The sequence below is a fragment of the Micromonospora sp. FIMYZ51 genome, from assembly GCF_038246755.1.
Lineage (GTDB): Bacteria > Actinomycetota > Actinomycetes > Mycobacteriales > Micromonosporaceae > Micromonospora.
Genome location: NZ_CP134706.1, coordinates 3,763,820 through 3,789,363, shown reverse-complemented (window position 1 = coordinate 3,789,363; position 25,544 = coordinate 3,763,820). Strand labels below are relative to the sequence as shown.

22 protein-coding genes are annotated in these 25,544 nt (G+C 70.7%); 15 read left to right on the top strand and 7 right to left on the bottom strand.

The features are described from left to right. Positions 1-214 precede the first annotated feature (214 nt). The 8 genes from QQG74_RS17250 to QQG74_RS17215 all read left to right on the top strand — a co-directional run bounded on the left by QQG74_RS17250 (position 215) and on the right by QQG74_RS17215 (position 12,686). Positions 215-1,759: an arabinofuranosidase catalytic domain-containing protein gene (locus QQG74_RS17250; RefSeq protein ID WP_341715794.1), complete on the top strand. Its 1,545-nt coding sequence runs from the start codon at positions 215-217 to the stop codon at positions 1,757-1,759. Between the two features lie 71 nt (positions 1,760-1,830). After that, entirely contained in the window at positions 1,831-2,451 is a 621-nt protein-coding gene (locus QQG74_RS17245; protein WP_341715793.1) for an L-threonylcarbamoyladenylate synthase, read from the top strand. A gap of 184 nt (positions 2,452-2,635) precedes the next feature. Next, a complete protein-coding gene (locus tag QQG74_RS17240) occupies positions 2,636-4,249 on the top strand; it encodes a flavin monoamine oxidase family protein (RefSeq protein ID WP_341715792.1) in 1,614 nt (537 codons plus the stop codon). 69 nt (positions 4,250-4,318) lie between these two features. Beyond that, complete coding sequence (locus QQG74_RS17235; RefSeq protein ID WP_341715791.1) at positions 4,319-8,716, top strand: DUF4062 domain-containing protein; 4,398 nt, start codon at positions 4,319-4,321, stop codon at positions 8,714-8,716. Further along, positions 8,713-10,515, top strand: coding sequence for a RyR domain-containing protein (locus tag QQG74_RS17230; protein WP_341715790.1), 1,803 nt, complete (start codon positions 8,713-8,715; stop codon positions 10,513-10,515). Before QQG74_RS17235 ends, QQG74_RS17230 begins: the two co-directional genes overlap by 4 nt. Continuing rightward, a complete protein-coding gene (locus QQG74_RS17225) occupies positions 10,505-11,014 on the top strand; it encodes a hypothetical protein (protein ID WP_341715789.1) in 510 nt (169 codons plus the stop codon). The genes QQG74_RS17230 and QQG74_RS17225 overlap by 11 nt, the downstream gene beginning before the upstream one ends. A 257-nt stretch (positions 11,015-11,271) precedes the next feature. Beyond that, a complete protein-coding gene (locus QQG74_RS17220; RefSeq protein WP_341715788.1) occupies positions 11,272-12,387 on the top strand; it encodes a sialidase family protein in 1,116 nt (371 codons plus the stop codon). Then, the gene (locus QQG74_RS17215) at positions 12,384-12,686 is read left to right on the top strand and encodes a MoaD/ThiS family protein (protein WP_341715787.1); all 303 of its coding nucleotides are present in this window, start codon (positions 12,384-12,386) and stop codon (positions 12,684-12,686) included. The genes QQG74_RS17220 and QQG74_RS17215 overlap by 4 nt, the downstream gene beginning before the upstream one ends. A 44-nt stretch (positions 12,687-12,730) precedes the next feature. On the opposite strand, the gene QQG74_RS17210 is transcribed toward QQG74_RS17215, so the two are convergent. The 4 genes from QQG74_RS17210 to QQG74_RS17195 all read right to left on the bottom strand — a co-directional run bounded on the left by QQG74_RS17210 (position 12,731) and on the right by QQG74_RS17195 (position 16,040). After that, the gene (locus QQG74_RS17210; protein ID WP_341715786.1) at positions 12,731-13,357 is read right to left on the bottom strand and encodes a response regulator transcription factor; all 627 of its coding nucleotides are present in this window, start codon (positions 13,355-13,357) and stop codon (positions 12,731-12,733) included. Then, entirely contained in the window at positions 13,354-14,586 is a 1,233-nt protein-coding gene (locus tag QQG74_RS17205; protein WP_341715785.1) for a histidine kinase, read from the bottom strand. Before QQG74_RS17205 ends, QQG74_RS17210 begins: the two co-directional genes overlap by 4 nt. Positions 14,587-14,596: 10 nt before the next feature. Next, positions 14,597-15,043, bottom strand: a complete 447-nt coding sequence (locus tag QQG74_RS17200; protein ID WP_341715784.1) for an ABA4-like family protein — start codon at positions 15,041-15,043, stop codon at positions 14,597-14,599. Between the two features lie 67 nt (positions 15,044-15,110). Next, positions 15,111-16,040 carry a hypothetical protein gene (locus QQG74_RS17195; RefSeq protein WP_341715783.1) on the bottom strand — a complete coding sequence of 310 codons (930 nt, stop codon included), beginning with the start codon at positions 16,038-16,040 and terminating at the stop codon, positions 15,111-15,113. 243 nt (positions 16,041-16,283) lie between these two features. Here QQG74_RS17195 and QQG74_RS17190 point away from each other — a divergent pair, with 243 nt between their 5' ends. Together QQG74_RS17190 and QQG74_RS17185 are read left to right on the top strand one after the other, a co-directional pair. Beyond that, positions 16,284-16,703 carry a hypothetical protein gene (locus QQG74_RS17190; protein ID WP_341715782.1) on the top strand — a complete coding sequence of 140 codons (420 nt, stop codon included), beginning with the start codon at positions 16,284-16,286 and terminating at the stop codon, positions 16,701-16,703. A 275-nt stretch (positions 16,704-16,978) separates the two neighbouring features. Further along, on the top strand, positions 16,979-17,683 hold the full coding sequence (locus QQG74_RS17185; RefSeq protein ID WP_341715781.1) for a CBS domain-containing protein: 705 nt from the start codon (positions 16,979-16,981) through the stop codon (positions 17,681-17,683). Here QQG74_RS17185 and QQG74_RS17180 read toward each other — a convergent pair. Further along, entirely contained in the window at positions 17,651-18,478 is an 828-nt protein-coding gene (locus QQG74_RS17180; RefSeq protein ID WP_341715780.1) for an SDR family oxidoreductase, read from the bottom strand. The two genes, QQG74_RS17185 and QQG74_RS17180, sit on opposite strands and share 33 nt — an antisense overlap. A 177-nt stretch (positions 18,479-18,655) precedes the next feature. Here QQG74_RS17180 and sigJ point away from each other — a divergent pair, with 177 nt between their 5' ends. Continuing rightward, positions 18,656-19,540, top strand: coding sequence for an RNA polymerase sigma factor SigJ (sigJ, locus tag QQG74_RS17175; RefSeq protein ID WP_341715779.1), 885 nt, complete (start codon positions 18,656-18,658; stop codon positions 19,538-19,540). 93 nt (positions 19,541-19,633) lie between these two features. On the opposite strand, the gene QQG74_RS17170 is transcribed toward sigJ, so the two are convergent. Both QQG74_RS17170 and QQG74_RS17165 read right to left on the bottom strand, forming a co-directional pair. Next, entirely contained in the window at positions 19,634-20,263 is a 630-nt protein-coding gene (locus QQG74_RS17170; protein WP_341715778.1) for a hypothetical protein, read from the bottom strand. 95 nt (positions 20,264-20,358) lie between these two features. Further along, positions 20,359-21,129, bottom strand: a complete 771-nt coding sequence (locus tag QQG74_RS17165; RefSeq protein ID WP_341715777.1) for a FadR/GntR family transcriptional regulator — start codon at positions 21,127-21,129, stop codon at positions 20,359-20,361. Between the two features lie 178 nt (positions 21,130-21,307). On the opposite strand from QQG74_RS17165, the gene QQG74_RS17160 reads away from it, so the two are divergent. From QQG74_RS17160 to dgoD, 4 genes are all read left to right on the top strand, one after another. Then, positions 21,308-22,558 carry a sugar ABC transporter substrate-binding protein gene (locus QQG74_RS17160; protein ID WP_341715776.1) on the top strand — a complete coding sequence of 417 codons (1,251 nt, stop codon included), beginning with the start codon at positions 21,308-21,310 and terminating at the stop codon, positions 22,556-22,558. Positions 22,559-22,676: 118 nt separating this feature from the next. Continuing rightward, complete coding sequence (locus QQG74_RS17155) at positions 22,677-23,576, top strand: sugar ABC transporter permease (RefSeq protein WP_341715775.1); 900 nt, start codon at positions 22,677-22,679, stop codon at positions 23,574-23,576. Then, entirely contained in the window at positions 23,573-24,388 is an 816-nt protein-coding gene (locus QQG74_RS17150) for a carbohydrate ABC transporter permease (RefSeq protein ID WP_341715774.1), read from the top strand. The genes QQG74_RS17155 and QQG74_RS17150 overlap by 4 nt, the downstream gene beginning before the upstream one ends. A 7-nt stretch (positions 24,389-24,395) precedes the next feature. Continuing rightward, positions 24,396-25,544 (top strand): galactonate dehydratase, encoded by a 1,149-nt coding sequence (gene dgoD / locus QQG74_RS17145; protein WP_341715773.1) that lies wholly within the window; start codon positions 24,396-24,398, stop codon positions 25,542-25,544.

The following is a 25,544-nucleotide window of genomic DNA, read 5'->3' as shown; positions in this document are numbered from 1 at the left end:
CGGCAAACACGACCGGCCCCGCCGCCTCCCCGACCGTCGATCATGGAGTTGGCCCCTGGCGAACCGGCGCGTCCGCCGTCGTTCGTGGCACCACCGCATGACCGGCACGGGAGGCGGCAGGGGGCGTCAATTCGTCATACCAATGACGTTTAAGTTGGTCTATGCTTTTCGGGACTCGGTCACCCCACCTCCACCACCACACCGAGGAAACATCATGATCGTTTCGAGACTTCGACCCCATCGCGCCCGACGGCTGGCGATGATCGGCGCGTCCGTGCTCACCCTGCTCGGCACCGCGATCCTGGCTCCCCAGGTCCAGGTCGCCATCGCCGCACCGGGCGCGGCGGTCGCCGCGGCCATCGTGCCGGGGCAGCGCGCCGTGCTCACCGGTGTGGCGTCCGGACGCTGCCTGGAGGTGCCGAATGCGAGCACCGCAAACGGCACCCAGACCCAGCTGTGGGACTGCACCGGTGCCGCCCATCAGACCTGGACCTACACCGCCAGCAGGCAACTTCAGGTGTACGGCAACAAGTGCCTGGACGCCAACGGTGCCGGCACCGGCAACGGCACCCAGGTGATCATCTGGGACTGCCACGGCGGCACCAACCAGCAGTGGAACGTCACAAGCAACGGCACCATCGTCGGCGTACAGTCCGGGCTCTGCCTGGACGCCAACGGTGCCGGCACCGGCAACGGCACGAAGATCATCCTCTGGTCCTGCCACGGTGCCGCCAACCAGCAGTGGACCTCACCGGCGCCCCCGCCGACGAGCCCGCCGCCCTCACCGCCGGCCGGGTCCCTGCCGTGTGACATCTACGCGGCCGGCGGCACGCCCTGCGTGGCCGCGCACAGCACGACCCGGGCGCTGTACGCCGCGTATCGCGGCAACCTCTATCAGGTACGGCGTTCGTCGGACAACACGACCCGCGACATCGGCCTGTCGACCACCGGCGGCACCTCCAACGCGGCCACCCAGGACTCGTTCTGTGCCGGTACGCAGTGCGTGATCACCGTGATCTACGACCAGTCCGGGCGCGGCAACGACCTGTGGTACCAGGGCTCCAGCGTGGTACCCGGCTCCCCGCAGAGCCGGCCGGCGATCGCCACCTCCGAGTCGCTGACCATCGGCGGCAGCAAGGCGTACTCGCTCTACATCAACCCGGGCAACAGCTACTGGCGCGACGGTCACCTCACCGGCGTGCCGACCGGCAGCGCCCCCGAGGGCATGTACATGGTGACCAGCGGCACGCACGTCAACAACGGTTGCTGCTTCGACTACGGCAACAGCGAGACGACCCGCAAGGCCGACGCGGCCGGCGCGATGGACGCGATCAACTTCAGCACCCAGTGCTGGTTCGGCGGCTGCTCAGGCTCGGGCCCGTGGGTGCAGGCGGACCTGGAATGGGGTCTCTTCTCCGGTGGCAGCCAGTCCTGGAACCCGAACCAGCGGGCCTTCCCGCACAAGTTCGTCACCGCCACCCTGAAGAACAACGGCACCACCCGCTTCGCGATCAAGGGCAGCAACGCCCAGTCCGGCAGCCTCCACACCCTCTACGACGGGCCGCTGCCGCCCGGATACAGCCCGATGAAGAAGCAGGGCGCGATCATCCTGGGCAGCGGTGGGGACTGCTGCAAACCCGACGGCGGAGCCAACCTCAGCGCCGGCACGTTCTACGAGGGCGCCATGGTCGCCGGGTACCCCTCCGACGCCACCGAGAACGCCGTACACGCAAACATCATCGCCGCCGGATACCGCTAGCGGTCCGCGACAGCGCAGCCGGAGCGCCCCCGCCGGGAGCGCTCCGGCTGCCCGGACTCTAGGGTTGTGCCATGGCGAGGTACTACGACGTGCACCCGGACAATCCCCAGCCCCGGATCATCCGGCAGGTCGTCGACCTCGTCCGCGACGACGGCCTGATCGCCTATCCCACGGACTCCTGCTTCGCGCTTGGCTGCCGGCTGGACAACCGGGACGGGCTGAACCGGATCCGCGAGATCCGGCACCTGGACGACCGGCACCACTTCACGCTCGTCTGTCGGGACTTCGCGCAGCTCGGCCAGTTCGTGCAGGTCAGCAACGCGATCTTCCGCCTGGTCAAGGCGTGCACGCCGGGCAGCTACACCTTCATCCTGCCCGCCACCCGCGAGGTGCCGCGCCGGATGCTGCATCCGCGCAAGCGTACGGTCGGGGTCCGCGTACCGGCGCACACCGTCACCCAGGCGCTGCTGGCCGAGCTGGGTGAGCCGCTGGTGTCGAGCACGCTGATCCTGCCCGGCGAGGAGGAACCGCTCACCCAGGGCTGGGAGATCAAGGAACGGCTGGACCACCAGCTCGACGCGGTGGTCGACGCGGGGGAGTGCGGCAAGGAACTGACCACCGTGGTCGACCTCTCCGGCGACGAGCCGGAAATCCTCCGCCGGGGTGCCGGCGACCCGTCCCGCTTCGAGTGACCCGACGCCCGACCAGCACTCCTGCGTACCACGCGCAGGCGATCTTGGACGCGGCACCCCCTTCGGCGGCCGAGAACGTCGAAGATTCCTGGGGCCATCCGGAAATGCCAGGTGTTACCAACGGGCTACGTCGATGAAACGCGCCACTGGGATCGTCAACTTTCGATCTTGCAAGGAGGTGGCGGTGACGATCCCCACGACGCGACGACAGTTCCTCCAGGCCGTCGGAGTCTCCGGCGGAGCGGGAGTGCTCTACAGCACGATGGGCGCACTCGGCCTGGCGCCCCCGGCGCAGGCGGCCCCGCCGTTCCGGCCGCCCAGCCGCTCCGACTTCACCCTGACCGGCCGGTCGGCGAAGTCGGTGCTGGTGCTCGGCGCCGGCATCGCCGGCCTGGCCACGGCGTACGAACTGGGCAAGGCCGGCTACCGGGTCACCGTCCTGGAGGCCCGCGACCGGCCCGGCGGGCGCAACTGGACGGTACGCGGCGGCACCACCGAAACCGACCTGGACGGGCACACCCAGCGCGCCCGGTTCGCCGGTGACCAGTACCTCAACGCCGGCCCGGCGCGCATCGCGCAGCACATGGTGACCCTCGACTACTGTCGCGAGCTGGGCGTACCGATCGAGATCTTCGGCAACCAGAACGCCGACGGCTACTACTTCAACGAGAATGTCGGCCCGCTCTCCGGCCAGCCGATCCGGCACCGGGAAGCGAAGGCCGACGTTTACGGTTACGTCTCCGAACTGCTCGCCAAGGCCACCGACCAGGGATCCCTCGACACGTACCTGAGCGGCGAGGACAAGGAGCGGCTGCTGGAGTTCCTGCGCGGCTTCGGCTCGATCGGCGGGCGGGTGGCCGGCAACCCGGCGGACAGTTGGCGCTACACCGGCACCAACCGGCGCGGCTACCAGGTGGAGCCGGGCGCGGGCTTCGAGGCCGGCACACCGAAGCTGACGCCGCACTCCCTGGAGGACGTCCTGGCCAGCGGCGTCGGGCGGTACTTCAGCTTCGAGTTCGGCTACGACCAGGCGATGCTGATGTTCCAGCCGGTCGGCGGCATGGACCGGATCGCGTACGCGCTGGAGCAGGCCGTGGGCCGCCGCCACATCACCTACGGCGCCCCGGTCGAGTCCATCTCGAACACCGGTTCCGGTGTCTCGGTGGTCTACCGTGGCCCCGGCGGTCGGCCGCGTACCGTCACCGCCGACTTCTGCGTCTGCACCATCCCGCCGCAGGTGCTCGCGAAGATTCCGTCGAACCTCAGCCAGCCGGTCAAGGACGCGCTCGCCTACCCGGTACCGAACACCACCGGCAAGATCGGGCTCCAGTACCGGCGGCGCTGGTGGGAGCAGGACGAGAACATCTACTCCGGCATCACCAACACCAATCTGGACCTGGCCGCGATCTGGTACCCGTCGTACGGCTACCACGGCGCCAAGGGGGTGCTCGTCGGGTACTACAACTCCGGCGCCAACGCCCGGACGTACGGCGCGCTGACCCCTGCCGAACGGCAGGCGCGGGCCGTCGCGCAGGGGGTGCGGATCCACGGCGAGAAGTACCGCACCGAACTGGAGAACTCCTTCTCGGTGGCCTGGGAGCGGACCCGCTACAGCGAGGGCGGCTGGGTGTCCTGGCCGTCGCGGACCAGTGGACACTACGGCCGGTTGCTGGAGCCGGACGGCGGCGTCTACTTCGCCGGCGACCACCTGAGTCACTACATCGCCTGGCAGGCCGGGGCCTTCGAGTCGGCCCGGAAGGTGGTGACCGACCTGCACGCCCGCGTCATGTCGAGCTGAGGCCCGAAAGCCGGGCCGGACCGGTGACGCTACAGTGGCCCTGGGTAAGCCGTGGTCTTGGGAGCCGCCGTGGCGCAGAAGCCGGTCGCGATGATCAGCAGTACCACCCGGGATCTACCGGATCACCGCAAGGCGGCCAGGGACGCCTGCCTCCGGCAGGACTTCTTTCCGAAGATGATGGAACACCTGCCGCCGACCCCGCACGACGCGGTGACGCTCTCCCGCCAACTTGTCGACGAGGCCGAGGTCTACGTCCTGATCCTCGGCGTCCGGTACGGCGAGGTCCCGGCCGGCTACGACAAGTCGTACACCCATCTTGAGCTGGACCGGGCGTTCGAACGCGGCATCCCGGTGCTGGTGCTGATGATGGACCTGGAGCGGCATCCGGTGCGGCCGGTGGAGATGGAGGTCGGCCCGGGCGCGCAGCGACTCGAGGCGCTGCGAGAGGAGCTACGCCGCCGTCAGGGGGTGGGCTTCTTCGACTCGCCCGAGTCGCTGCGCGCCCTGCTCGTCGACGGGCTCTCCGACCTGCGTGCCCAACTGGGCGGGGAGCCCGCCGCGCTGCACTACGTCCGCCGGTTGCCGGCCCCGCCGCAGCCCTACGTCGCCCACCCCTACACGCTGCTGCACACCCGCAATCTCGTCGGCCGGCAGGTCGACCTCAACGCCCTCACCGACTGGGTCACCGATGCCGGTGGCGCTGCCGCCGACCGGGTCTTCGTGATGACGGCGATCGGTGGAATGGGCAAGAGCGCGCTCACCTGGAAGTGGTTCAACGAGATCGCCCCGCAGGAGATGCGGCCACTCTCCGGCCGGGTCTGGTGGAGCTTCTACGAGAGCGACGCCCGGTACGCCAACTTCATCACCCGTACGCTCAGCTACGTCACCGGGGAGAGTGTCGAGGACCTCGACCGGCTCAACCTGCCCGACCAGGAGGACGCGCTGCTGGCCATCCTGGACGAGAAGCCGTACCTGATCGTCCTGGACGGCCTGGAACGCCTGCTGATCGCGTACGCCCGGCCCGACGCCGCCTTCCTCGCCGACGACGACCTCGACGTGGCGACGGCCCACGTCGTGGCGGACCGGTGGGCGCTACCGGCGAGCGCCGCGTCCTCGTTCACCGGTCAGTCCCGGCTGCGCCACACGGTCGACCAGCGGGTGGGCGCCTTCCTGCGCCGACTCACCACGGTCCGGGCCAGCCGCATCCTGATCAGCACCCGCCTCTTCCCGGCCGACCTGCAAACCGTCACCACCGCGCCGATCGCCGGCGTGTCGGCGTACTTCCTCGACGGGCTGTCCGACGACGACGCGGTGGCGCTCTGGCGGGCGTTCGGGGTCAGCGGCAGCCGGGCCGAACTGGTCCACCTCTTCGCCAGCTTCCGCAACTATCCGCTGCTGATCCGGGCCCTCGCCGGCGAGGTGGCCCGGTTCCGGGGCAGTCCCGGTGACTTCGCCGCCTGGCGGGCCGCGAATCCGTCCTTCGACCCGAACTCCCTGGACCTGCGGCTGCGCAACTCGCACGTGCTGGCGCACGCGCTGCGCGGTCTCACTGCCGCCCTGGCGCGTACCCTGCACGTCGTCGCCGCGTTCCGGATGCCGGCCACCTACCACGCGCTACGCGCCCTGCTGGTGGGCGAGGGCCGGCCCTTCGCCACCGAGCCGGAACTGGACCGCGCGCTGGGCGAGCTGGAGGACCGCGGTCTGCTGGGCTGGGAGAAGGTGGCCAACCGGTACGACCTGCATCCGATCGTCCGGGCGGTGGCCTGGTCGATGCTTGACGCCGGCGACCAGCGCGGCATCTACCGCGACCTGGCCGGTCACTTCGAGTCGCTGCCCATGGTGGCCGACAGCGAGATCGCCAGTGTGGACGATCTCAGCGGCACGATCGAGCACTACCACACGCTGCTGGCGCTCGGGCATGTCGCGGACGCGTTCGACATCTTCGAGAACCGGCTGATGGATCCGCTGCTGGAACTTGCGGTTCTTGGTGAGGTGGTGAAGATCGCCGAGGCGGCGGTCGACGCGGGTGCCATAAGCGTGTTGGGTGAACGGTCGGACCTGGTGGAGTTCATCACCTTTCTCGGCTGGTTGCAGGAGATGTGCGGCCGGCCGGCACGTGCGCTGGCGGCGTGCGAGCGGGCCGAGGCACACATGGTCGATGCTTCCTGGGAAGAGCAGGCGCTTGTCGCGCTGGTGCGTGCGCGGGCCCTGTTGGCGACCGGGCAGCTGGTCGCCGCGGAGCGGACCGTGCGCGGTCCGCTGGCGGACGCGGCTGGCGCCGACAGCGTCGACGAGGGCATGGAACTGCTGCTCAGCACCTTTGCGGTAATCCTGGCGACCAGAGGCGAGCGATGGGAGGCGTTGCGCTGGCTGCGTGATCACCGACTGACCGACCCGGTCGTCGCAGTCCTGACCGAGAGCCTGGTGCACGAGGCGCGGATCGAGCTCCAGGGGGGAAACGTTGAGGTCGCCGCACGAATGTGCGAGCTGTTCGAGTCGACTGAGCTCAATGAGCGAGGGCTACTGGCCCGGGTGGTGGGTGCCGGGCTGCGGGCGCAGGTCGCCTCGGCCCGGGGAGACGACGACGAGGCCGGCCTGATCCTCCAGGACGCCCTGTCCCGGGCGCGCACTGGCGAACTGGTGCGAGCCGAGGCCGAGGTGCTCCTCGAACTGGGCGACTGGCATCTGAAGCGGGGTGACCTGGCGGAAGCACGTAGCTGTCACCAGCAGGCCCAGTCGCTTGTCGCGCACACCGAACTGCGGCTGCGGCGGGCCGACGCGCTGAATCTGCTCAGCCGCATCGAACAGGCCGCCGGAGCCGCTGACCGGGCGGTCGAGCTTGCCCGGGAGGCGTACCGGACCGCATGGTGCGACGGTCCGCCCTACGCATACCAGGAGGGGTTGGATCGGGCCCGGACGACGCTGCGGGAACTCGGCGCGGCCGAACCCGAGGACGTACCGCCGCCCGGCGTGCCGTCGATGCCGCCGCTGGCCGTGGTCCCGACGACCTTCTTGGCGGCGCTCGGCGAGTTGTCGTCGACCGGCGCTTCCACGGTCAACCTGACTGGCGTGGTCGCGCGCGAGCTGCGGCGGTGGCCCGAGGTGAGCGCGTTTGTACACGAGATCGGTCACCTCGACCTCGACGGTGATGAGCTGAATGTGGTGCTTCGAGCGGTCGCCCGGCAGGCCGGCCCGCAGGCGCTCGTGGCGGCGCTGTCGCACCCTCGTCCCGCCGTACGCGCCGAGGCCGTCGCGCTGCTGCCGGACGACGACGGATTTCCTGACGACCTGCGGGTGGTCGCGCGCGACGACCCGGCACCGCTGGTGCGGGCCGGGGCGCTGCGGCGTCTGCTGGACGCCGGCGACCGGACCGTCGACATCGGTGCGTTGCTGGCGCTGACACACGATCCCGACCCGCAGACGCGATTGACCGCGCTGCGCACCGCAGGAAGTCACTACCTGCTGCCGGCGGCAGAGCTGTACCAGCGGTTGCGTACCGATCCGGACGACCGGCTCCGAGTGGCGCTGCTGGCGGATCTCTTTCCGCTGTCCTCGCATGATGAGCGCGACGTGCTGTCGTCCTGGGCCTCCTCGGCAGAGGCCCCGCACGGCTCCGGGCCTCTTTCGTCGCAGCAGTGGCGCGTGTTGTTGGAACTGGCCGAGACAGATGCCAATGAGCGGGTCCGGATCCATGCGCTGACCCGCCTCGCGCTCGACGTGCACAGCTTCCGGATTCGCGACGGTCGCGCAGATCGGCTACAGCAGGCGTTGACCACTCAGGTGCGAACGGATCCGCTCGGCTCCGGTACCGCCCGGGACCGGGAGTTGTCGACCTGGCTGCCGCTGCTCCCCGCTGCGGATCGGCGCCTGCTGGTGGCTGCCGCAGCCCGTTCGGACACCAGCGCACTGCACGAGTTCGGCCTGCGTGAGGCGATCAGGCTGGCGGTGGCCAGCGAGAGCAGCGAAGACATCCAGGGCGCCTGCGACCTGTTGCGCCGGGAGTCCGACCCCGGGGTGATCCAGCGGGTGTTGCCGGCCGGGGAGACACCGTCGTGGCTGGTCTCGCTGATCAAGGAGTTCCTCGGCAGCGAGGATCCGGTCCGCCGTCGGGGCGCGACCCGCGTCCTGCCCCCGTCGATGCCCGTTGACCGGGCGCAATGGGCTGCGCTCCTGGCCGACCAGGACGGGATGGTGCGGCATAACGCGTTGCGGGCGCTCGCCCACCGCAACGGGCGTGAACACGCGCGACTGCTCTCCCGGGACGTGGACGGGCTGGACCCGTTTCTGGATCCGGCTGAACCGATCACCGAGGCCCACCTCGCCCGGGTGGCCGCCCTCACGGCCACGCCGGAGGCTGAGGTGCGGCAGTGGTTCGCGGATCAGGCGGCCCACTATCATCTCCGGCTGGCCTGGCTGCCGCCCGACCCGCCGCCGCCCGACCCGCCGGCCGAGGGCACCGCCCGATGACGCACCCGGTCGCCGGCTTCGCCCGCCCGGCCGTGTGGTGGTTGCGCTGGGCCTTCGTGATCGTCGGCCTGACCGCCCTGATCCTCGGCTACCTCGGCTTCCAACGGCTCGGGCAGCTCCGACCGGACACCATAAACGACCGGTACGACGCGCTCTACTACAGCGCCCAGCTCTTCGTGTTCAGCGCCGAACCCTTCGAGGATCCGGGCCCCCTGCCGTGGCAGTTGCAGGTCGCCCGGTTCCTCGCCCCGCTGCTCACCCTGCTGGCCGTGGCCGAGGCCGGCCGGCTGCTGCTGGCCGCCGAGATCCGTCGCCTGCGCGCCCGACGGGCCAGCGGTCACGCGCTGGTCTGCGGGGACTCCCAGTTCGCCCAGATGCTCGCCGACCGACTCTTCGCCGACGGCGAACGAGTGGTGGTGGTGCGCTCGGAACCCTTCGGGCCGCTGGAGTACCGCCGACGCCGGTATCTCGGCGTGATCGGCGACCCGACCAGTGCCGAGGTGCTGCGCGGTGCCGGCCTGCCACGCGCCCACACCATCTACGCCTGCACCCATGACGACGACCTGAACCACGCGATCGCCAACGCGGCCAGCCGACTGATCGCCGACCGTCGGCACCCACCCCGGGTCTACGTCCAGGTCCACGATCCCGAGATGTGCCTGTCGTTGCAGGCCCGGCGGCTGGGCGCGGCCGGATCCAGCCGGCTGCGGCTGGATTACTTCCACGTCGACGACATCGCCGCCCGCGCCCTGCACCGGCACCACCCGTTGCACCGCGCCGTGGGCCGACAGACAAGCGTGCTCATCGCCGGCAGCGGCAGCTTCCGGCGGGCGCTGCTGGTGGAGACCGCCCGGCACTGGCGCGCCCACCCGAGCGAGCCCGGCATCGCCCGGCCACGGCTGCGGGTGGACCTCGTGGCACCGGACGCCAGCACCGAACTGGCCCTCGCCGCCTCGCGCTATCCGTTCCTGGACACCGTCTGCCAGCTGTCGGCGTACGACCGGGGCATCGACGACCTGACCGGGCTGGCGCAGTTCGGCGCGGGCGGTTACGACCGGATCTACGTATGCGTCCCGCAGGAGAGCAGCGGCCTCCAGTTCGTGCTGGACACCCCGGGGCTCTGGCAGGGCGTACGCGAGGCCGTCTTCGTGCCGGTCTACCGGCAGGCCGCGCTCGCCGCCGCGTTCCACGGCGACCCCGGTCACGACCTGCTCGACGAGGTGCACGGCAAGCTGCGCCTGTATCCGGTGCTGACCGAGGCCTGCGACGCGCGGTTGATCGCCGAGGACCTCACCGAGCGGCTGGCCCAGCAGATCCACGAACGTTACCTGCACACCAGGCTGCGCTCCGGGGCTCGGCTCGGCTCGGCACCGGCGATGGTGGGCTGGTCCCGGCTGCCCGCGTCGCTGCAACGGGCGAACCGCAGCTACGTCCAGGACATCGCCGCCAAACTGCTGGATCTCGGCTGCGTGGTGGCGCCCCGGCACGGCGGCAGCGGTGACGCCTCGGCGGCCGGGCAGGCCATCGACGACCGGATCGACCACCTGGCCCGACTCGAACACGAGCGGTGGTGTCGGGAACGGCGCGGCGAGGGCTGGACGTACGGCGAGCCGCGCGACGACGCCCGGCAGCGGCACCCCGAACTGCGGCCGTGGGACGAGCTGAGCCCCGCCATCCAGGAGCAGAACCGGGAGGAGATCCGTACGCTGCCGGACGTGCTGTCCGACAGTGGGTTCGAGCTGATCCGGCTGACCGCCGCCGTGCCCGAGCAGCGGGGAGGATCGGCCGATGGCCACTGACTCCAGCCCGCTGCGCGTCGGCATCACCGGGCACATCCACCTGACGCCGGCCACCGAACGGCTCGTCGCCGACGCCCTGCGAGCCGAGTTGCGGCGGCTCAGCGACCGGCCGGTGCACGGCGTCACCTGCCTGGCGGCCGGCACCGACCAGATCTTCGCCCGGACGGTCCTGGCCGCCGGTGGCAGCTACGAGGTGGTCCTGCCGGCCCCGGACTACCGGAACACGATCGACCCGGCGCACCGGGCGGAGTTCGACGAGTTGCTGGGTCGGGCGACACACGTCGTGCACACCGGCCACCGCAGCTCCGGCACCGCCGCCTACGTGGCCGCCAACCGGGAACTGCTCAACCGGGTGCAGCGGCTGGTGGCGGTCTGGGACGGTGAGCCGGGCTGCCACGCGGCGTCCACCGACCGGACGGTGCAGCTGGCCCGGCAGCGCGCCATCCCGACCACGATCCTCTGGCCCGCCGACGCCCGCCGAGCCCCCCGCCGCCCCTGACACCAGCCGCTCCTGACTGGGAGGGGCGGACGTCCGTCAACGGCCCGGCTCGTTGTCCGTATCGCAGGGACGAATTCGTCGTACCGGTGCAGTAGACCAAGGGCGACAAACGGGCTTCGGCGGGCCGGGGCGGGATCGGACCGGCAGTTCGCCGAAGCGGACGAGAGGAAACACCGAGTGAACGACCAGCAGCTAGCGATTCCGCCAGGCGGCCCGAGGCCCGCACCCGTCGACGCCGCACGACGCGAGGTGACGGCATGAGCGGCGTACGGGTGCTGGTCGGCACCCGCAAGGGCGCGTTCATCCTGACCTCGGACGGCCGGCGCGGCGACTGGACGGTCGACGGCCCGCACTTCGGCGGCTGGGAGATCTTCCACCTGACCGGGTCGCCGGCCGACCCGGATCGGCTCTACGTCTCGCAGTCCGGTGGTTGGTTCGGGCAGCTGATCCAGCGCTCCGACGACGGCGGCCGGAACTGGTCCCCGGTCGGCAACGACTTCACCTACGCAAGCGACGTCGGTGACCACCTGTGGTACGACGGAACCCCGCGCCCGTGGGAGTTCAAGCGCATCTGGCACCTCGAACCGTCCCGCGACGACCCCGACACGGTGTACGCAGGTGCCGAGGACGCCGCCCTCTACCTCTCCCACGACGGCGGTCAGAAGTGGACCGAGCTGACCGCGCTGCGTACCCACCCGACCGGGCCGTCCTGGCAGCCCGGTGCCGGTGGCCTCTGCCTGCACACGATCATCCTGGACCCGGTGCACCCGGGCCGGATCTACACCGCCATCTCGGCGGCGGGCGCGTTCCGCAGCGACGATGCCGGCGACAGCTGGACACCGATAAACAAGGGACTGCGTTCGGGGGAGATCCCCGACACCGACGCCGAGGTCGGGCACTGCGTGCACCACATCACCCAGCACCCGTCCCGGCCGGACACGCTCTTCATGCAGAAACACTGGGACGTGATGCGCAGCGACGATGCCGGCGAGCACTGGCGGGAGATCAGCGGCAACCTGCCGTCGGATTTCGGCTTCCCGATCGCGGTGGATGGGAACGACCCCGAGACGATCTACGTCGTGCCGATCAAGAGCGACTCCGAGCACTACCCGCCGGAGGGCAGGCTGCGCGTCTACCGCAGCCGCACCGGCGGCGACGAATGGGAGCCGTTGACCGCCGGCCTGCCGCAGTCGCACTGCTACGTCAACGTGCTGCGGGACGCGATGGCCGTCGACACGCTGGATCCGTGCGGCGTCTACTTCGGCACCACCGGGGGACAGGTCTACCACTCGGCCGACGGCGGCGACAGTTGGGCGCCGATCGTCCGGGACCTGCCGGCCGTGCTCTCCGTCGAAGTCCAGGTGTTGCCGTGATCCGGGTGGTCCTTCCGGCCCACCTGAAGAACCTGGCGAAGGTCACCGGCGAGGTACGCGTGGAGGTGCTCGGCCCGGAGCCGGCCACCCAGCGTCGGGTGTTGGACGCCCTCGAGGCGCGCTATCCGATGTTGCTGGGCACCATCCGGGACCGGCACAGTGGCCGGCGCCGCGCCTTCGTCCGCTTCTACGCCTGCGAGGAGGATCTGTCCAACACCGCACCGGACGCACCCCTGCCCGAACGGGTCGTGGCCGGCGAGGAACCGTTGATCATCCTCGGTGCGATGGCCGGCGGCTAGCTTTCCGGTGTTGCCGCCGGCCGCCGCGCCGTCGGCACCGACGCTCAGACGCCGCGAGCGAACAGGGCCAGGCGTACCCGGTTCGGGCTGCCGGTCTTGGTCATCAGGCTGGTGATGTGGGTCTTGACCGTGGTGACCCCGATGTGCAGCCGCTCGGCGATCTCCGCGTTGGACAGTCCCTCGGCGACCAGATCCAGGACCTCCTGTTCGCGGGTGGTCAGCCCGTCGACTGGCGGTGGTGCCTCGACGCGGGCGTGTACCGCGCGCTGTACCAGACGCCGCAGCACCTCCGGGCTGAACGGGCTGTCGCCGGACGCGGCCCGGCGGATGCCGTCCAGCAGATCGGTCGGTGGTGCGTCCTTGAGCAGGAACCCGCAGGCACCGGCGGTAAGCGCGGGATAGAGGTGGTCGTCGTCGCCGAACGTGGTCAGCACCAGCACCCGGGTGCCCGGCCGGTCGGCGAGCACCCGGCTGGTCGCGGTGATCCCGTCGACGCCAGGCATGCGTAGGTCCATGACGACCACGTCGGGCCGCAGCCGGGCGGCGAGGGCGATCGCCTCGCGGCCGTTGTCGGCCTCACCGACGACCTCGATGTCCGGTTGGGCGTCACAGAGCATGCGCAGGCCCGCGCGGATCAGGTGCTGGTCGTCGATGAGCAGGACGCGGATCATGCCAACTCCGTTCGGGCGGGGGAGGAGGTCGGGGCGGCAGGCGCCACGGCTGGGGAGGGAGCGGGCGCGGCGGGCAGGACGGTACGCACCCGCCAGCCCGCACCGACCGGTCCCACCTCCAGCCGGCCGCCGAGCACCTCGACGCGCTCCCGCATCCCGGTGACGCCGTGGCCGCCACCGGACGGCACCGAGGCCGGCACCCGGCCCCGACCGTCGTCCGTGACCTCCCAGTGCACGGCCCCGTCGACCAGCCGGACCGACAACCGCGCCAACGCGGACGCGCCGACGTGCTTTGCCACGTTTGTCAGCGACTCCTGGGTCAGGCGCAGCACCGCCAGACCCCGTACCGCGTCGATCGAACCGATCGCCGGGTCGATGTCGGCCTCCACGGTGATCCCGGCCTGGCGGGCCCGGTCGACCGCCGTACCGAGGGCGGCCGGCAGGGCCGCGGGTTCGATCGCGGTAAGCGCCGCGTCGCCGCGTACGCCGTCGGGGTCGCGCAGCACCGCGACCAGCCGACGCAGGTCGGCCAGGGCCGCGGAGCCGGTCGCGTGCACGTCGTCGAAGACCTCGTCCACCCTGGGGTCCAGTTCGGTAAGCACGTGCCGGGCCACGCCTACCCGCAGCACCATCGAGGCCACGTGATGCGCCACCACGTCGTGCAACTCCCGGGCGATGGCGCTGCGTTCGTCGGCCCGGGCGGCCCGGGCCTCCGAGTCTCGCCGGCGCTGTTGCTCCGCCGTCCGCTGCCGCGCCTGCTCCGCCAGTTCCCGGTTGGCCCGGATCAGCAGACCGAGCAGCAGCGGGAGGCCGACCTCCAGCAGCAGCCCGGCCGCGCCGGCGAGGAACCGGGGCAGCGGATCGCCGATCGAGTCGATCATGTCAACCGCGGCCAGCAGGCCGGTGGCCAACCAGATGGTCCGGGTCCGGTCGGCCCGCATGGTCAGTTCGAGCAACGCCCAGCTGGCGCCGACCTGATTGATCGTGCAGTCGTCGAGCCGGAGGATCGCGACGGCCAGCAACGCGGTCTGCACGAGCAGGTTGGCCAGCGGCCGGCGGTGCAGCGCCAGCCCGGCGACGAACGCGCCCACCGCGAGGATCACCTGGTCGGTCGTCGGCCGGCCGGGGAACACGAAGAGCAGGTATCCGAGGCCGGCGAGGATGACAAGCGAGATCCGCACCAGGCTGTCGCGTACGTCGACCAGCCGTCCCGCCCACGCCCAGCTCACGCTGATCAGCCTAGATCCGGTCGGGTGTCGTGGCGATCGCCGGTGCCCGCCAGCGCGCCCGGACCGCCAGGTACGCGGCCAGCCCGAGCGGGCCGAGCAGGATCGTCAGCACCAGCACCGGAGCCATGACCAGCGCCGGCACCCCCCGTTCCCGGCTGTCGAGCCACGCCCACCTGCCGACGAAGAGGTCGAACGCGATCATGTGCGCCCAGCCCGCCGCCGCACCGTCCACCGTGCCGAGCAGTTCGCGGACCCCGTCCAGGCTCGGCGAGAGCACGGCCGGCAGCACCTCGCCGAGCGCCGGCAGCACCAGGATCGCGTAGATCACCACGCCGGGGGCCACGATCAGCGGCGACCTGATGATCCGCTCGGTCACCGACCACCTCGGCAGCAGGATCATCAGTGCCCAGAAGGGCGCGGCCACCGCGAACGTCAGCGTGAACAACAGCTCGCTCATATCCACTCTCCTCCTCGCCCGCCGATCGCCGATCCGATGCTCGGCTCGCGGTGCCCGGCCCGCCCGCTCACGCCGCCAGCGCCACTTCGGGTCGGCGGCCCCGGGCCAGCACCAGCGCGGCGGCGGCCACGGTCGCCACCACCAGGGCCGCCGCCACGCCCAGGGTCAGCGCGTCCGGTCGCAGCAGCGGCTGCCCGCGCAGCGCCTGCCAGGTCAGCAGGATGGTCAACCCGCCGTACGCGCCGCCCGCGACGAGCAGCAGCCGCGCCCGGGTGACGCCGTCCAGGCGGTTGCCGAACAACCGGCCCAGCAGGATCGCCAGGATCGGCAGCACCTGCACCGCGTGCAGCCCCACGAAGTGGCCGATCCGCAGGTCGCCGCCGGTGGTGCTCCAGCCGACCAACGGCAGCCCGGGACCACCGTCGGGCACTCCCACACTGTGTGCCCCGGCGATCCCCTCGACCGCCGGTGCCTGGCCGGGCAGCAGCATCGGGATCGCCACCAGCATGCCGAGCGCCGTCAGACCCAACCCGAGCCCGATCGCGTACCGACTGGCCCGCTCCGCGACCGGCTGCCGCAGCACCACCACGCCGAGCACGAGATGCGCGATGAAGAGCACCATGATCGCGGTGCCCATCAGTTGCCACAGCGTGGCGTTCAGCGGGCTGGTCGCGTTGTAGTGGCTGGTCGTACCGCGCAGCACCTGCCCGACGATGACGATCATCTCCGCCACCCCCATGGCCACCACGACGGTGCCCGCCCACTCCGCGATCCGGCTGCGCCGCCGCAGCAGGGAGAGCAACCAGGCCAGGGTGAGACCGTACAACGCCAGGGACACCGAGAACTTGAACGGCTTGAGCCAGATCGGTGCCCCGACGAGCACCCGCTCGTCGGCGAAGACACCGACGGCGGAGACGACGGCGAGCCCCGCCATCGCCCAGACGAAAACCATCAGCGGACGGTGCCAGGCAGCTGCCTGGCGTACGAAACTAGTCATGCCTGTAGATGTTGGTGGGCGCTCGGGCGCGGCGCGCCCACCCGAGAGCCCGAACCCCGCCCACCGGTCGGAACCCCACCTCCTACCCCGGTAGGAGATGAAAGGAAGGGCCCCTTATTAACGCCTCGTGTAGAGGAAGGGCCCCTTATTAACAAAGATCCTCGTCGAGGGATCGTCGACCGGCCGTCGCAGCCGGGACGGTCGGGTGACGACGGGCGACCCGCGAGCGGCGATGATGTCCGGGTGACCACCGCAGACGAATGGTCCCAGCGCTCCGAGCCGGTGCCGGCGGACGAGCGGTCGGCGGGCTTCGAGCCGGTGCCTGTTCGCGCCCGAGCCTTGCGCCTCGCGGTGGCGGTTCCCCTCGTGATCGTCGGCGTCCTGCTGCTGTCCCTGTGGGCGTTCATGCTGCTCTACTGGTCGCCAGCGCTCACCGGTCCGGGTCTCGACCCGTGCGACCCCGCCGTCGACGGATGGGGAGTCTGCTGGCGTCCGGAGCAGCGGACCTTCTGGATCGTGGCCGCTGCGGCAGGTCTGTCAGCTGCCACGTGCCTCGTGATCTCGCTGAAGCGGCTGCGCCGAGCCCGCCGCTGGTGGCCGTGGCCGGTCGCGACAGCGGTACTGCTGGCCGTCTGCTACCTGGCGCTGGGGCGCATCGCCTGAATCGACGGCAGGGCGGCCACAGCGGGGCCGGCCTGCCGAGCAGGTGCCTGCGCGCTGGGCGGCACCGCCAGGATGGACGGCCAAGTCGCAGCCGGCTGCCTCCGGCGGCTCCCCAGTCTTCGGTGGCACCTCACCGCGGTGACCGGCTCGTTCGGACCGGCGGCGGACCTGGTCCGTCGCCGCCAAAGGTCCCGACCGGAAGGGTCCGCCAGCCCTGACCAGAACGCCCAGCTCAGCCATAGCGTGGATGCGTAGCCGAGCAAGAGGAGGTCGTGATGCGGGCCTGGCAGGTCAGCGACGTGATGACCAAGGACGTCGCAACGGTGACGGAGGAGACCGCGTACCGGAGGATCGTCGATGTCCTTGCGCAGCGGCGGGTGAGCGCGGTGCCGGTGGTCGACGACTTCGGGTACGCGCGGGGTGTGGTTTCCGAGGCGGACCTGCTGCACAAGGTGGAGTGGATGGGCGAGCCGGAGGAGCGGCGTGTCTTCGAGCGGCCGAGTCGGCGTAAGGCGCGGCGTAAGGGTGCGGCGGGAATCGCGCGCGAGTTGATGACGGCGCCGGCCGTGACCGTCTTCCCGCACACCTCGCTGGTGGCCGCCGCCCGGTTGATGGACCGCGAGCAGGTCAAACGCCTGCCGGTGGTGGACGATCTCGGCCGGGTGGTCGGCATCGTGACGCGCAGTGACCTGTTGCGCGTGCATCTGCGTTCCGACGCCGAGATCCGCGACGACGTGGTCCAGGAGGTGCTGCGCCGGGTGCTCGCGGTGCGCGACGGCACGGTCCGGATCGAGGTACGCGACGGTGTGGTGACCATGACCGGGCGTCTGGACCGCAGCTCCGCGGTCGACATCGCGGGGCGGCTCGCGGCGCGGATCGCCGGGGTGGTCGAGGTGGTGAACGAGTTGGGCTACGACTTCGACGACAGCGACCTGCCCGCATCGCCGTCATTCCCCGTGCAGCCGATGCGCATCGGCTGACCCGCCCGGTGCGCATCGGCTCACCGAGCCGGACGGCGGCACCCGCTCGGTGAGGAACTCCTCCCAGCTTCGGGTGCCGTTCGTCGCGCCGTCCCGGGCCAGGTTGGCACCGGCCCGGTAGGCGCGGCCGGCCCGGCCGGGCAGTCGCACCGGCACCAGCAGCCGCCGTTTGCCGGTGGCGCGCAGGTAGCTGCGGATCAACTCGTCCATCCCGTACGTCGTCGGTCCGGCCAGGTCGGGGACCAGACCGGCCGGCGCGGCCAGCGCCAGTTCGGCGAGCCGGGCGGCGACCTCGCGACCGTCGACCGGCTGAAGTCGCATCCCCGGCGCCGGGATGATCGGCAGGGCCGACATCTTCCGCACCAGGGTCAGGGTCAGCTCGTGGAACTGGGCGGCGCGCAGCGTCGTCCACGGCACGCCGGAGTTGGCGATCGTCTCCTCGGCGACCAGCTTGTTGCGCAGCCAGGCGAGCGGGACCCGGTCGGCCCCGGTGACCGAGATGAAGACCAGATGCCGTACGCCGGCCAGGCGCGCGGCCCGGGCCACGGTACGGGCCAGCTTGTCGTCGCCCTGCTGCCCGCCGGCCAGATGCAGGACGGTCTCGGTGCCCGGGACGAAGGCGTCGTCGACACCGACGCCGGTGGCCAGATCTCCGGCGACGTGCTCGACGCCGGGCGTGGCCGGACCGCCCCGGCGACTCAGCACCCGTACCGGGTGACCGGCCGCGCGCAGCAGTGGGGTGACCAGGCGTCCCAGCGTGCCGGTGCCGCCGGTGACCAGGATCGGTGGGTTCATCGGATCTCCCTGTCGTCGCTGAGCCGGGGCGGTACCCGCGGCTCGCCACCGTTCGTGGCTGCACCGGCTCGACCCCGCCCGACCAGGGGATGTGACCGTAGTGATTCAGGTCACCTCAAGTCACATCGGCGAACCCGGCGGGGTCGAACGGGTGCAGCCGACCGGAAGGGGAGTGGCATGGGCGAAGCCGCCTGGCTGGCCGAGCGATTCGAGGCTGAGCGTCCGCACCTTCGGTCGGTGGCCTACCGGATGCTCGGCTCCCTCAGCGAGGCCGACGATGCGGTGCAGGAGACCTGGCTGCGCCTGTCCCGTGCCGCCCCGGACGACGTGGCCAACCTGGCGGCCTGGCTGACCACGGTGGTCGCCCGGGTGTGCCTGAACACGCTGCGCAGCCGCCAGCGGCGCCGGGAGGAACCCCTCGACGTCCGGGTGCCCGATCCGCTTGTCGCCCCGGCCGGCCCCGACGATCCCGAGCACTGCGCCGTGCTGGCCGACTCGGTCGGCTTGGCGCTGCTTGTGGTGCTCGACACGCTCACCCCGGCCGAACGGCTCGCCTTCGTACTGCACGACATGTTCGGGCTGCCGTTCGACGAGATCGGCCCGCTGGTCGACCGGTCACCGGCCGCCGCCCGGCAGCTGGCCAGTCGGGCTCGACGCCGGGTGCGTGGGCAGGCGCCGAATCCGGACCCCGACCTCGCCCGCCAGCGCGAGGTGGTCGACGCGTTCCTCGCCGCCGCCCGCGACGGTGACCTGGCCGGGCTGGTCGCCGTGTTGCACCCGGACGTGGTGCTGCGCTCCGACGGCGGGGCCAGCCGGACCCGCCACACCACCGTGATCACCGGTGCCCGCGAGGTCGCCGCTCAGGCCAGCACGTTCGGCCGGTTCTCACCGTTCGCCCGGCCCGCGATGATCAACGGAGGTGCCGGGGTGGTCGTCACGGCGGGCCGGCAGCCGCTGTCGATCATGGCGTTCACCATCACCGGCGGGTTGATCGCGGAGATCGACGTGATCGCCGACCGGGACCGCCTGAGCCGGCTGGACCTGACCGCGTTCACCACCTGACGACCGCACCGTCGGGTCAGCTGCCCGGCGACGCGGGGCGCGGTGACGCCGGCACCGGCACGGGGCGGTGCCGGCGTCGGCCGGTAGCCGGGGTCAGCGCAGCGAGGCGTACGCGAGCGGGGCGGTGACGCCGTCCCAGGTGCCGGTCAGCGTGGCCCCGGTCGGGGCGCTGCCGGTGCGGCCAAGGCGGCGGAGCACGGCCAGTTCGATGGCGTCGGTGACGATCACCGTGGGGTCGCCGTCCACCACCCGGCGCACCGCCCCGAGACGCGGGATCTCCACCGTCCCGGCGGCGTCGGTGTGGATGTCCATGCTGGCCGGACGTACCTCGCGGGCGCCGTCGACCTCGAAGTACTCCTCCGCCTGGCCGCTGCCGGCGAGGACCGCGTCGGCAAGCGCGGCGGCGTACACCGGGTCGCCGCAGGCGTCGTAGACCCAGCGGGTGCCCAGGACCGAGTGCTCCACAGTGCCCACAAGCCATTCCTCGGCGCCGTCGAGCGGAGCGCCCCGATAGGTGAGCGGTACCTGGTGGACCGGGCCGGTGCCGGCGCGGACGAGGAGCGTCTCGATGCCTACCTCTCCGGCCGGGTCGTCGAACCGGTACGCGGCCACCCGCGCCACCTGGGCGTCGGTGTCGCCCTGGTACCAGTCCCGGCCGGGTAGCCAGGTCGCCAGCAGTTCGAGCTTGGTGGGACGGATCTCCGCGCGGTGCAGTAAGGCCATGCGCCGCATCGTACGTGGTGCCGGCCGCGCCGATGGTGCTCACCGAGGCGTACGACCGGGGTTCCCGAGGCGCCGGTGGGCCCGGCCGGCGGTGGTCAGGCCGGGTGCGGCGCGGGGCTCAGATTCTGCTCCCAGATCGAGGACATCTCGTCGAAGGCGTGTTCCATGATCTGCACCATCGCGCGGCGGGCGGCGTCACCGTCGCCGCGTTGGATGGACTGGGCGACGTCGGCGTGCAGCTGGAGGGCCTGCTCGTGCGGATGGTGTGGCATCAGGTGGTAGTGATGGCGACCGGTGAGCACCTCGGCGACCAGATCCTGGAGCTTGACGAACATCTCGTTGCCCGAGGCGCGCAGCACCCGGCGATGGAACTCGATGTCCAGGTCCAGGAAACGCTCCTCGTCGCCGGCCTTGCCGGCGGCCCACATCTTGGCGGCGAGGCCGACCAGGTCGCTCGCCTCGTCGTGGTCGACCCGGTGTGCGGCGAGCCAGGCGGCGTGCGGCTCCACCGCGGTACGCAGCTCGGTGATCGAGCGTAGCTGGGCGATGCGTCCGGCCGAGGCCAGCCGCCAGCGGATGACCTGGGGATCGAAGACGTTCCAGTGGTTGGCCGGGCGGATCATGACGCCGACCCGCCGACGGGTCTCGATGAAGCCCATCGACGCGAGTACCCGCAGCACCTCGCGGATCACCGATCGGGAGACCGCGTAACGGTCGACCAGTTCGTCGATGTTGAGCACGGATCCGGCGGCCACCTCGCCGCCGCAGATGGCGGTGCCGAGGTGGTCGAGGACGCGTCCGTGTAAGCCGGCCTCGACCGGGGCGGTCTGGGTGGGTGCGGCCACCCCTGGAGAGGTCAGATCCACAGCTGAATCATATCAGTTAGGTCTACCTCTTGTATAAGTCTGCTTTTTCGGCCTAGCATCCGGACGTTAAGCGGATGTAACAGGCCGAGGTCACGCCCGTCCCCCCGAGGCGCTGACCAGGACAGAAGGAGAGACGGACGTGGGACGTCGATCAAAAGTTGGGACATCTCTGGCGGTCGTGGCCGCCTTGACGCTCTCCGCCTGTGGCGGCGGCGGTGACGACAGCGGTGCCTCGGACACCGTGCGGGTGACGTTGGTGAACCACGTCTGGACCGAGAACATCCGGACCGCCCTGCCGGAGTTCGAGAAGCAGACCGGCCTCAAGGTCGAGGTGACCCAGCTCGGCGAGGACCAGCTCTCGGACCAGTACAACGTCAAGCTCAACGCCGGCTCCAGCGACATCGACGTGATGATGTACCGGCCGTTGCAGGAGGGCCGGCTGTTCGCCAAGAACAAGTACCTCGCCGACCTGACCGACAAGGCCAAGGAAAGCGGCGACTTCGACCTGGCCGACTTCCAGTCCGCGCCGCTGAGCGCCACCACCTACGACGACAAGGTGGTCGGCGTCCCGATCATCACCGAGCAGCAGGTGCTCTACTACCGCAAGGACCTGCTGGAGAAGTCCGGCTTCAGTGCCCCGCCGGCCACCCTCGACGAGCTGAAGACCCAGGCCGCCAAGATCCAGGCGGACAACTCCGGCGTCGCCGGCTTCGTCTCCCGGACCGGCAAGGCCGCGGCCGTCACCCAGTTCTCCAGCTTCCTGTTCAGCTTCGGCGGCGACTTCGTCGACGGCGAGGGCAAGGCCGCGGTCAACACCGAGGCCGCCAAGCAGGCGTACGCGTACTACGGCGGCCTGCTGCGTGAGCACGGCCCGGCCAACATCAGCACCGACATGAGCTGGTCCGAGGCGATGGCGATCTTCACCCAGGGCCAGGCCGCCTTCTACACCGAGGCGAACTCGCTCTACAAGAACGCCACCGATCCGGGCAAGTCGAAGGTTTCCGAGACCGTCGGGTTCGCGCCGTTCCCGGCCGGCCCGGCCGGCTCGAAGCCGTACAACATCCCCTCCTGGGGGCTGGCCATCAACGACGCCTCGAACAACCAGACCAACGCCTGGAAGTTCATCGAGTGGGCGGCCGGCAAGGAGCAGACGCTGGAGCAGCAGAAGGCCGGCGTGCCGGGTGCGCGTACCTCCGTCTGGGAGAACCCGGAGGGCATCGCCACCTACCCGAAGGACATGGCCGACGCGATCACGGTGAGCCTCGCCAACGGCGTGGGTCACGACCGGCCGCTTGTCGAGCGGGTGGCGCAGGCCCGGGAGATCGTCGGGCAGCCGATCGTCGACGCCATCACCGGTAAGGACGCCGCGGCCTCCGCCGACGCCGCGAACGAGGGGTTCCAGAAGTTCCTGGACGACGAGGCCCGCTAAGTCCGGGCACGGGGGTGGTGGGCCGGACGGCTCCGCCACCCCCGTCCGGCCTCCCCACCACGGAGATCTGATGTCAGCTGTAACCGCCCCCAGCCGGACGCCTAGCGGTGCCGGTGTCATGCCCGACACGCCCGGTTGGGCGCGTTGGGCCAACGACCATCGCAAGTGGCTCTTCGCGGCCCCGGCCATGGCCTTCGTCGCCGCGCTGATCATTTTTCCGCTCGCCTGGACCCTGTATCTCAGCCTCACCGACTCGTCGGGCTCCGTGCGCGCCGAGTCGGAGTTCATCGGCTTCCGCAACTACCTGGACGTGCTCAGCGACACCGACCGGTTCTGGCCCGCCGTGGGGCGGACCGCCGCGTTCACCGGCGTGGCGCTCTTCTTCGAGGTCGTGCTCGGCATGGCGATCGCGCTGCTGCTGTGGCGGCCGTTCCGGGGCGAGAAATGGGTCCGGGTCGCCATCCTGCTGCCGCTGGTCGCCACCCCGGTGGCCGTCGGCATGATGTGGCGGCTCATCTTCGACCCCAACATCGGCCTGGCCAACCAGGCGCTCAGCTGGGTCGGCATCGGCCCGCAGCCGTGGCTGGCCGGGCAGCACACCGCGTTGCCCACCACGATCTTCATCGACATCTGGCAGTGGACGCCGATGGTGGTGCTGATCCTGCTCGCCGGCCTGACCTCGCTCTCCGACGAGCCGCAGGAAGCGGCGATGATCGACGGCGCGAGCGCCTGGCAGCGGTTCCGGCACGTCACGCTGCCGCTGCTGATGCCGACCGTGATCGTCGCGATCCTGCTGCGCGGCATCGACGCGCTGAAGACCTTCGACATCCTCTACGCCACCAAGGGCCGCGGCGGCGGTTCCTTCCACGAGGTGGAGACCCTCAACGTGTACGCCTACGGCCTGAGCTTCGACTACAACGAGTACGGCCTCTCCTCGACGGTGCTGATCCTGTTCTTCCTGATCATCATCGCCTCGATGTGGGCGCTCACCGCCCGGCGTAAGGAGGGCAAGCGATGAAGCCCCGCACCGGGTTCCGGGTGTTCCGCGCGGTGGCGCTCGTGGTCGTGGTGCTCTCGCTGGTGGCGCCGCTGCTCTGGATGGTCGCCGCGTCGTTCAAGACCAACGTGGACATCTACGACTCCAGCAAGGCCCTGGTCTTCACGCCCACGCTTGACAACTACGGCACCGTGCTCCAGCAGGCCAACTACGTGCAGTTCATCGTCAACAGCCTCTGGGTGGCCTTCGCGGCGACCGTGCTGTCGCTGCTGCTCGGCGTGCCGGCCGCGTACTCGATGAGCCGGTTCAACATGCGCAAGTCGGCGCTTGTGGTGCTGATGGCCCGGGTCATCCCCGGTGTCTCGCTGCTGGTGCCCTGGTACTACGTCTTCTCGAACCTGCGCATGGTCGGCGGCTTCAGCGTGCTGATCCTGAGCCACATGTTCGTCTCGCTGCCGCTGATCGTCTACATCATGATGGGCTTCTTCGACGGCCTGCCGGACGAGTTGGAGGAGGCGGCGCTTGTCGACGGTCTGACGAACATCGGCGCGTTCCGGCGGATCACGCTGCCGCTCTCCATCCCGGGCATCGCCACCGCCGGCATCCTCTCCTTCATCTTCTCCTGGAACAACTTCATGTTCGCCCTGGTGCTCTCCGGCGCGGACACGAAGACCCTGCCCGTGGCGATCTTCGACTTCGTCGGTTACGCCAGCATCGACTGGGGCGGTCTGATGGCGGCGACCACAGTGGTCACCCTGCCGATCATGATCATCGCCCTGTTCGTGCAGAAGTACATCGTCTCCGGACTCACCGCGGGCGCGACGAAGGGCTGATCGAGCAATGACCACCATCTCCCGCGTCGAGACCTTCCTCGTCGCACCGCGCTGGCTCTTCGTCCGGGTGGAGACCACCGACGGCATCGTCGGCTGGGGCGAGGCGACCTGCGAGGGCCGGTCCGAGACCGTACGCACCGCCGTCGAGCAGCTCAGCGAGCTGCTCGTCGGGCGGGACGCGCTGCGTATCGAGGACCACTGGCAGGTGCTCACCAAGGGCTCCTTCTACCGGGGTGGCCCGATCCTGGCCAGCGCCGTCGCCGGTCTCGACCAGGCGCTCTGGGACATCGCCGGCAAGCGGTTCGGCGCCCCCGTGCACCAGTTGCTCGGTGGGCCGGTCCGGGACCGGATCCGGGTCTACGGCTGGGTCGGTGGCGACGAGCCCAGCGAGGTACGCGACCAGATCGCCGCCCGGGTCGAGGCCGGGCTGACCGCCGTGAAGATGAACGCCTCCGGGCGGATGAGCCCGATCGCCTCCGTCGCCGAGCTCGACGAGGTGGTGCAGCGGGTCGCCGCCGCCCGTGAGGTGCTCGGCGAACACCGGGACGTCGCGGTGGACTTCCACGGCCGGTTCACGCTGGCCAACGCCCGCCGGGTGGCGCCGCTGCTGGAGCCGTACCGGCCGCTGTTCCTGGAGGAGCCGGTGGTGCCGGAGAACTCCCACCTGATCGGGGAGTTCGTCCGCTCCACCACCACCCCGGTCTCCACCGGGGAGCGGCTCTACAACCGGCAGGAGTTCCTGCCGGTGCTCCAGGCCGGCATCGCGGTGGCCCAGCCGGACCTGGCGCACGCCGGCGGCATCACCGAGGTACGCAAGATCGCCGCGCTGGCCGAGGTGTACGACGTGCAGCTCGCCCCGCACTGCCCGCTCGGCCCGATCGCCCTGGCCGCCTGTCTCCAGGTCGGCTTCGCCACGCCGAACTACCTGATCCAGGAACAGAGCATCGGCATCCACTACAACCTCGGTGCCGAGGTGCTCGACTACTGCGTCGACCAGCAGCCGCTGGCCTTCGACGACGGGTACGTGCAGCGGCTCACCGGGCCCGGCCTGGGCATCGAGATCGACGAGCAGGCGGTACGCGCGGCCGACAAGCGGGGACACGCCTGGCGCAGTCCCACCTTCCGGCACCCCGACGGCTCGTACGCGGAGTGGTGA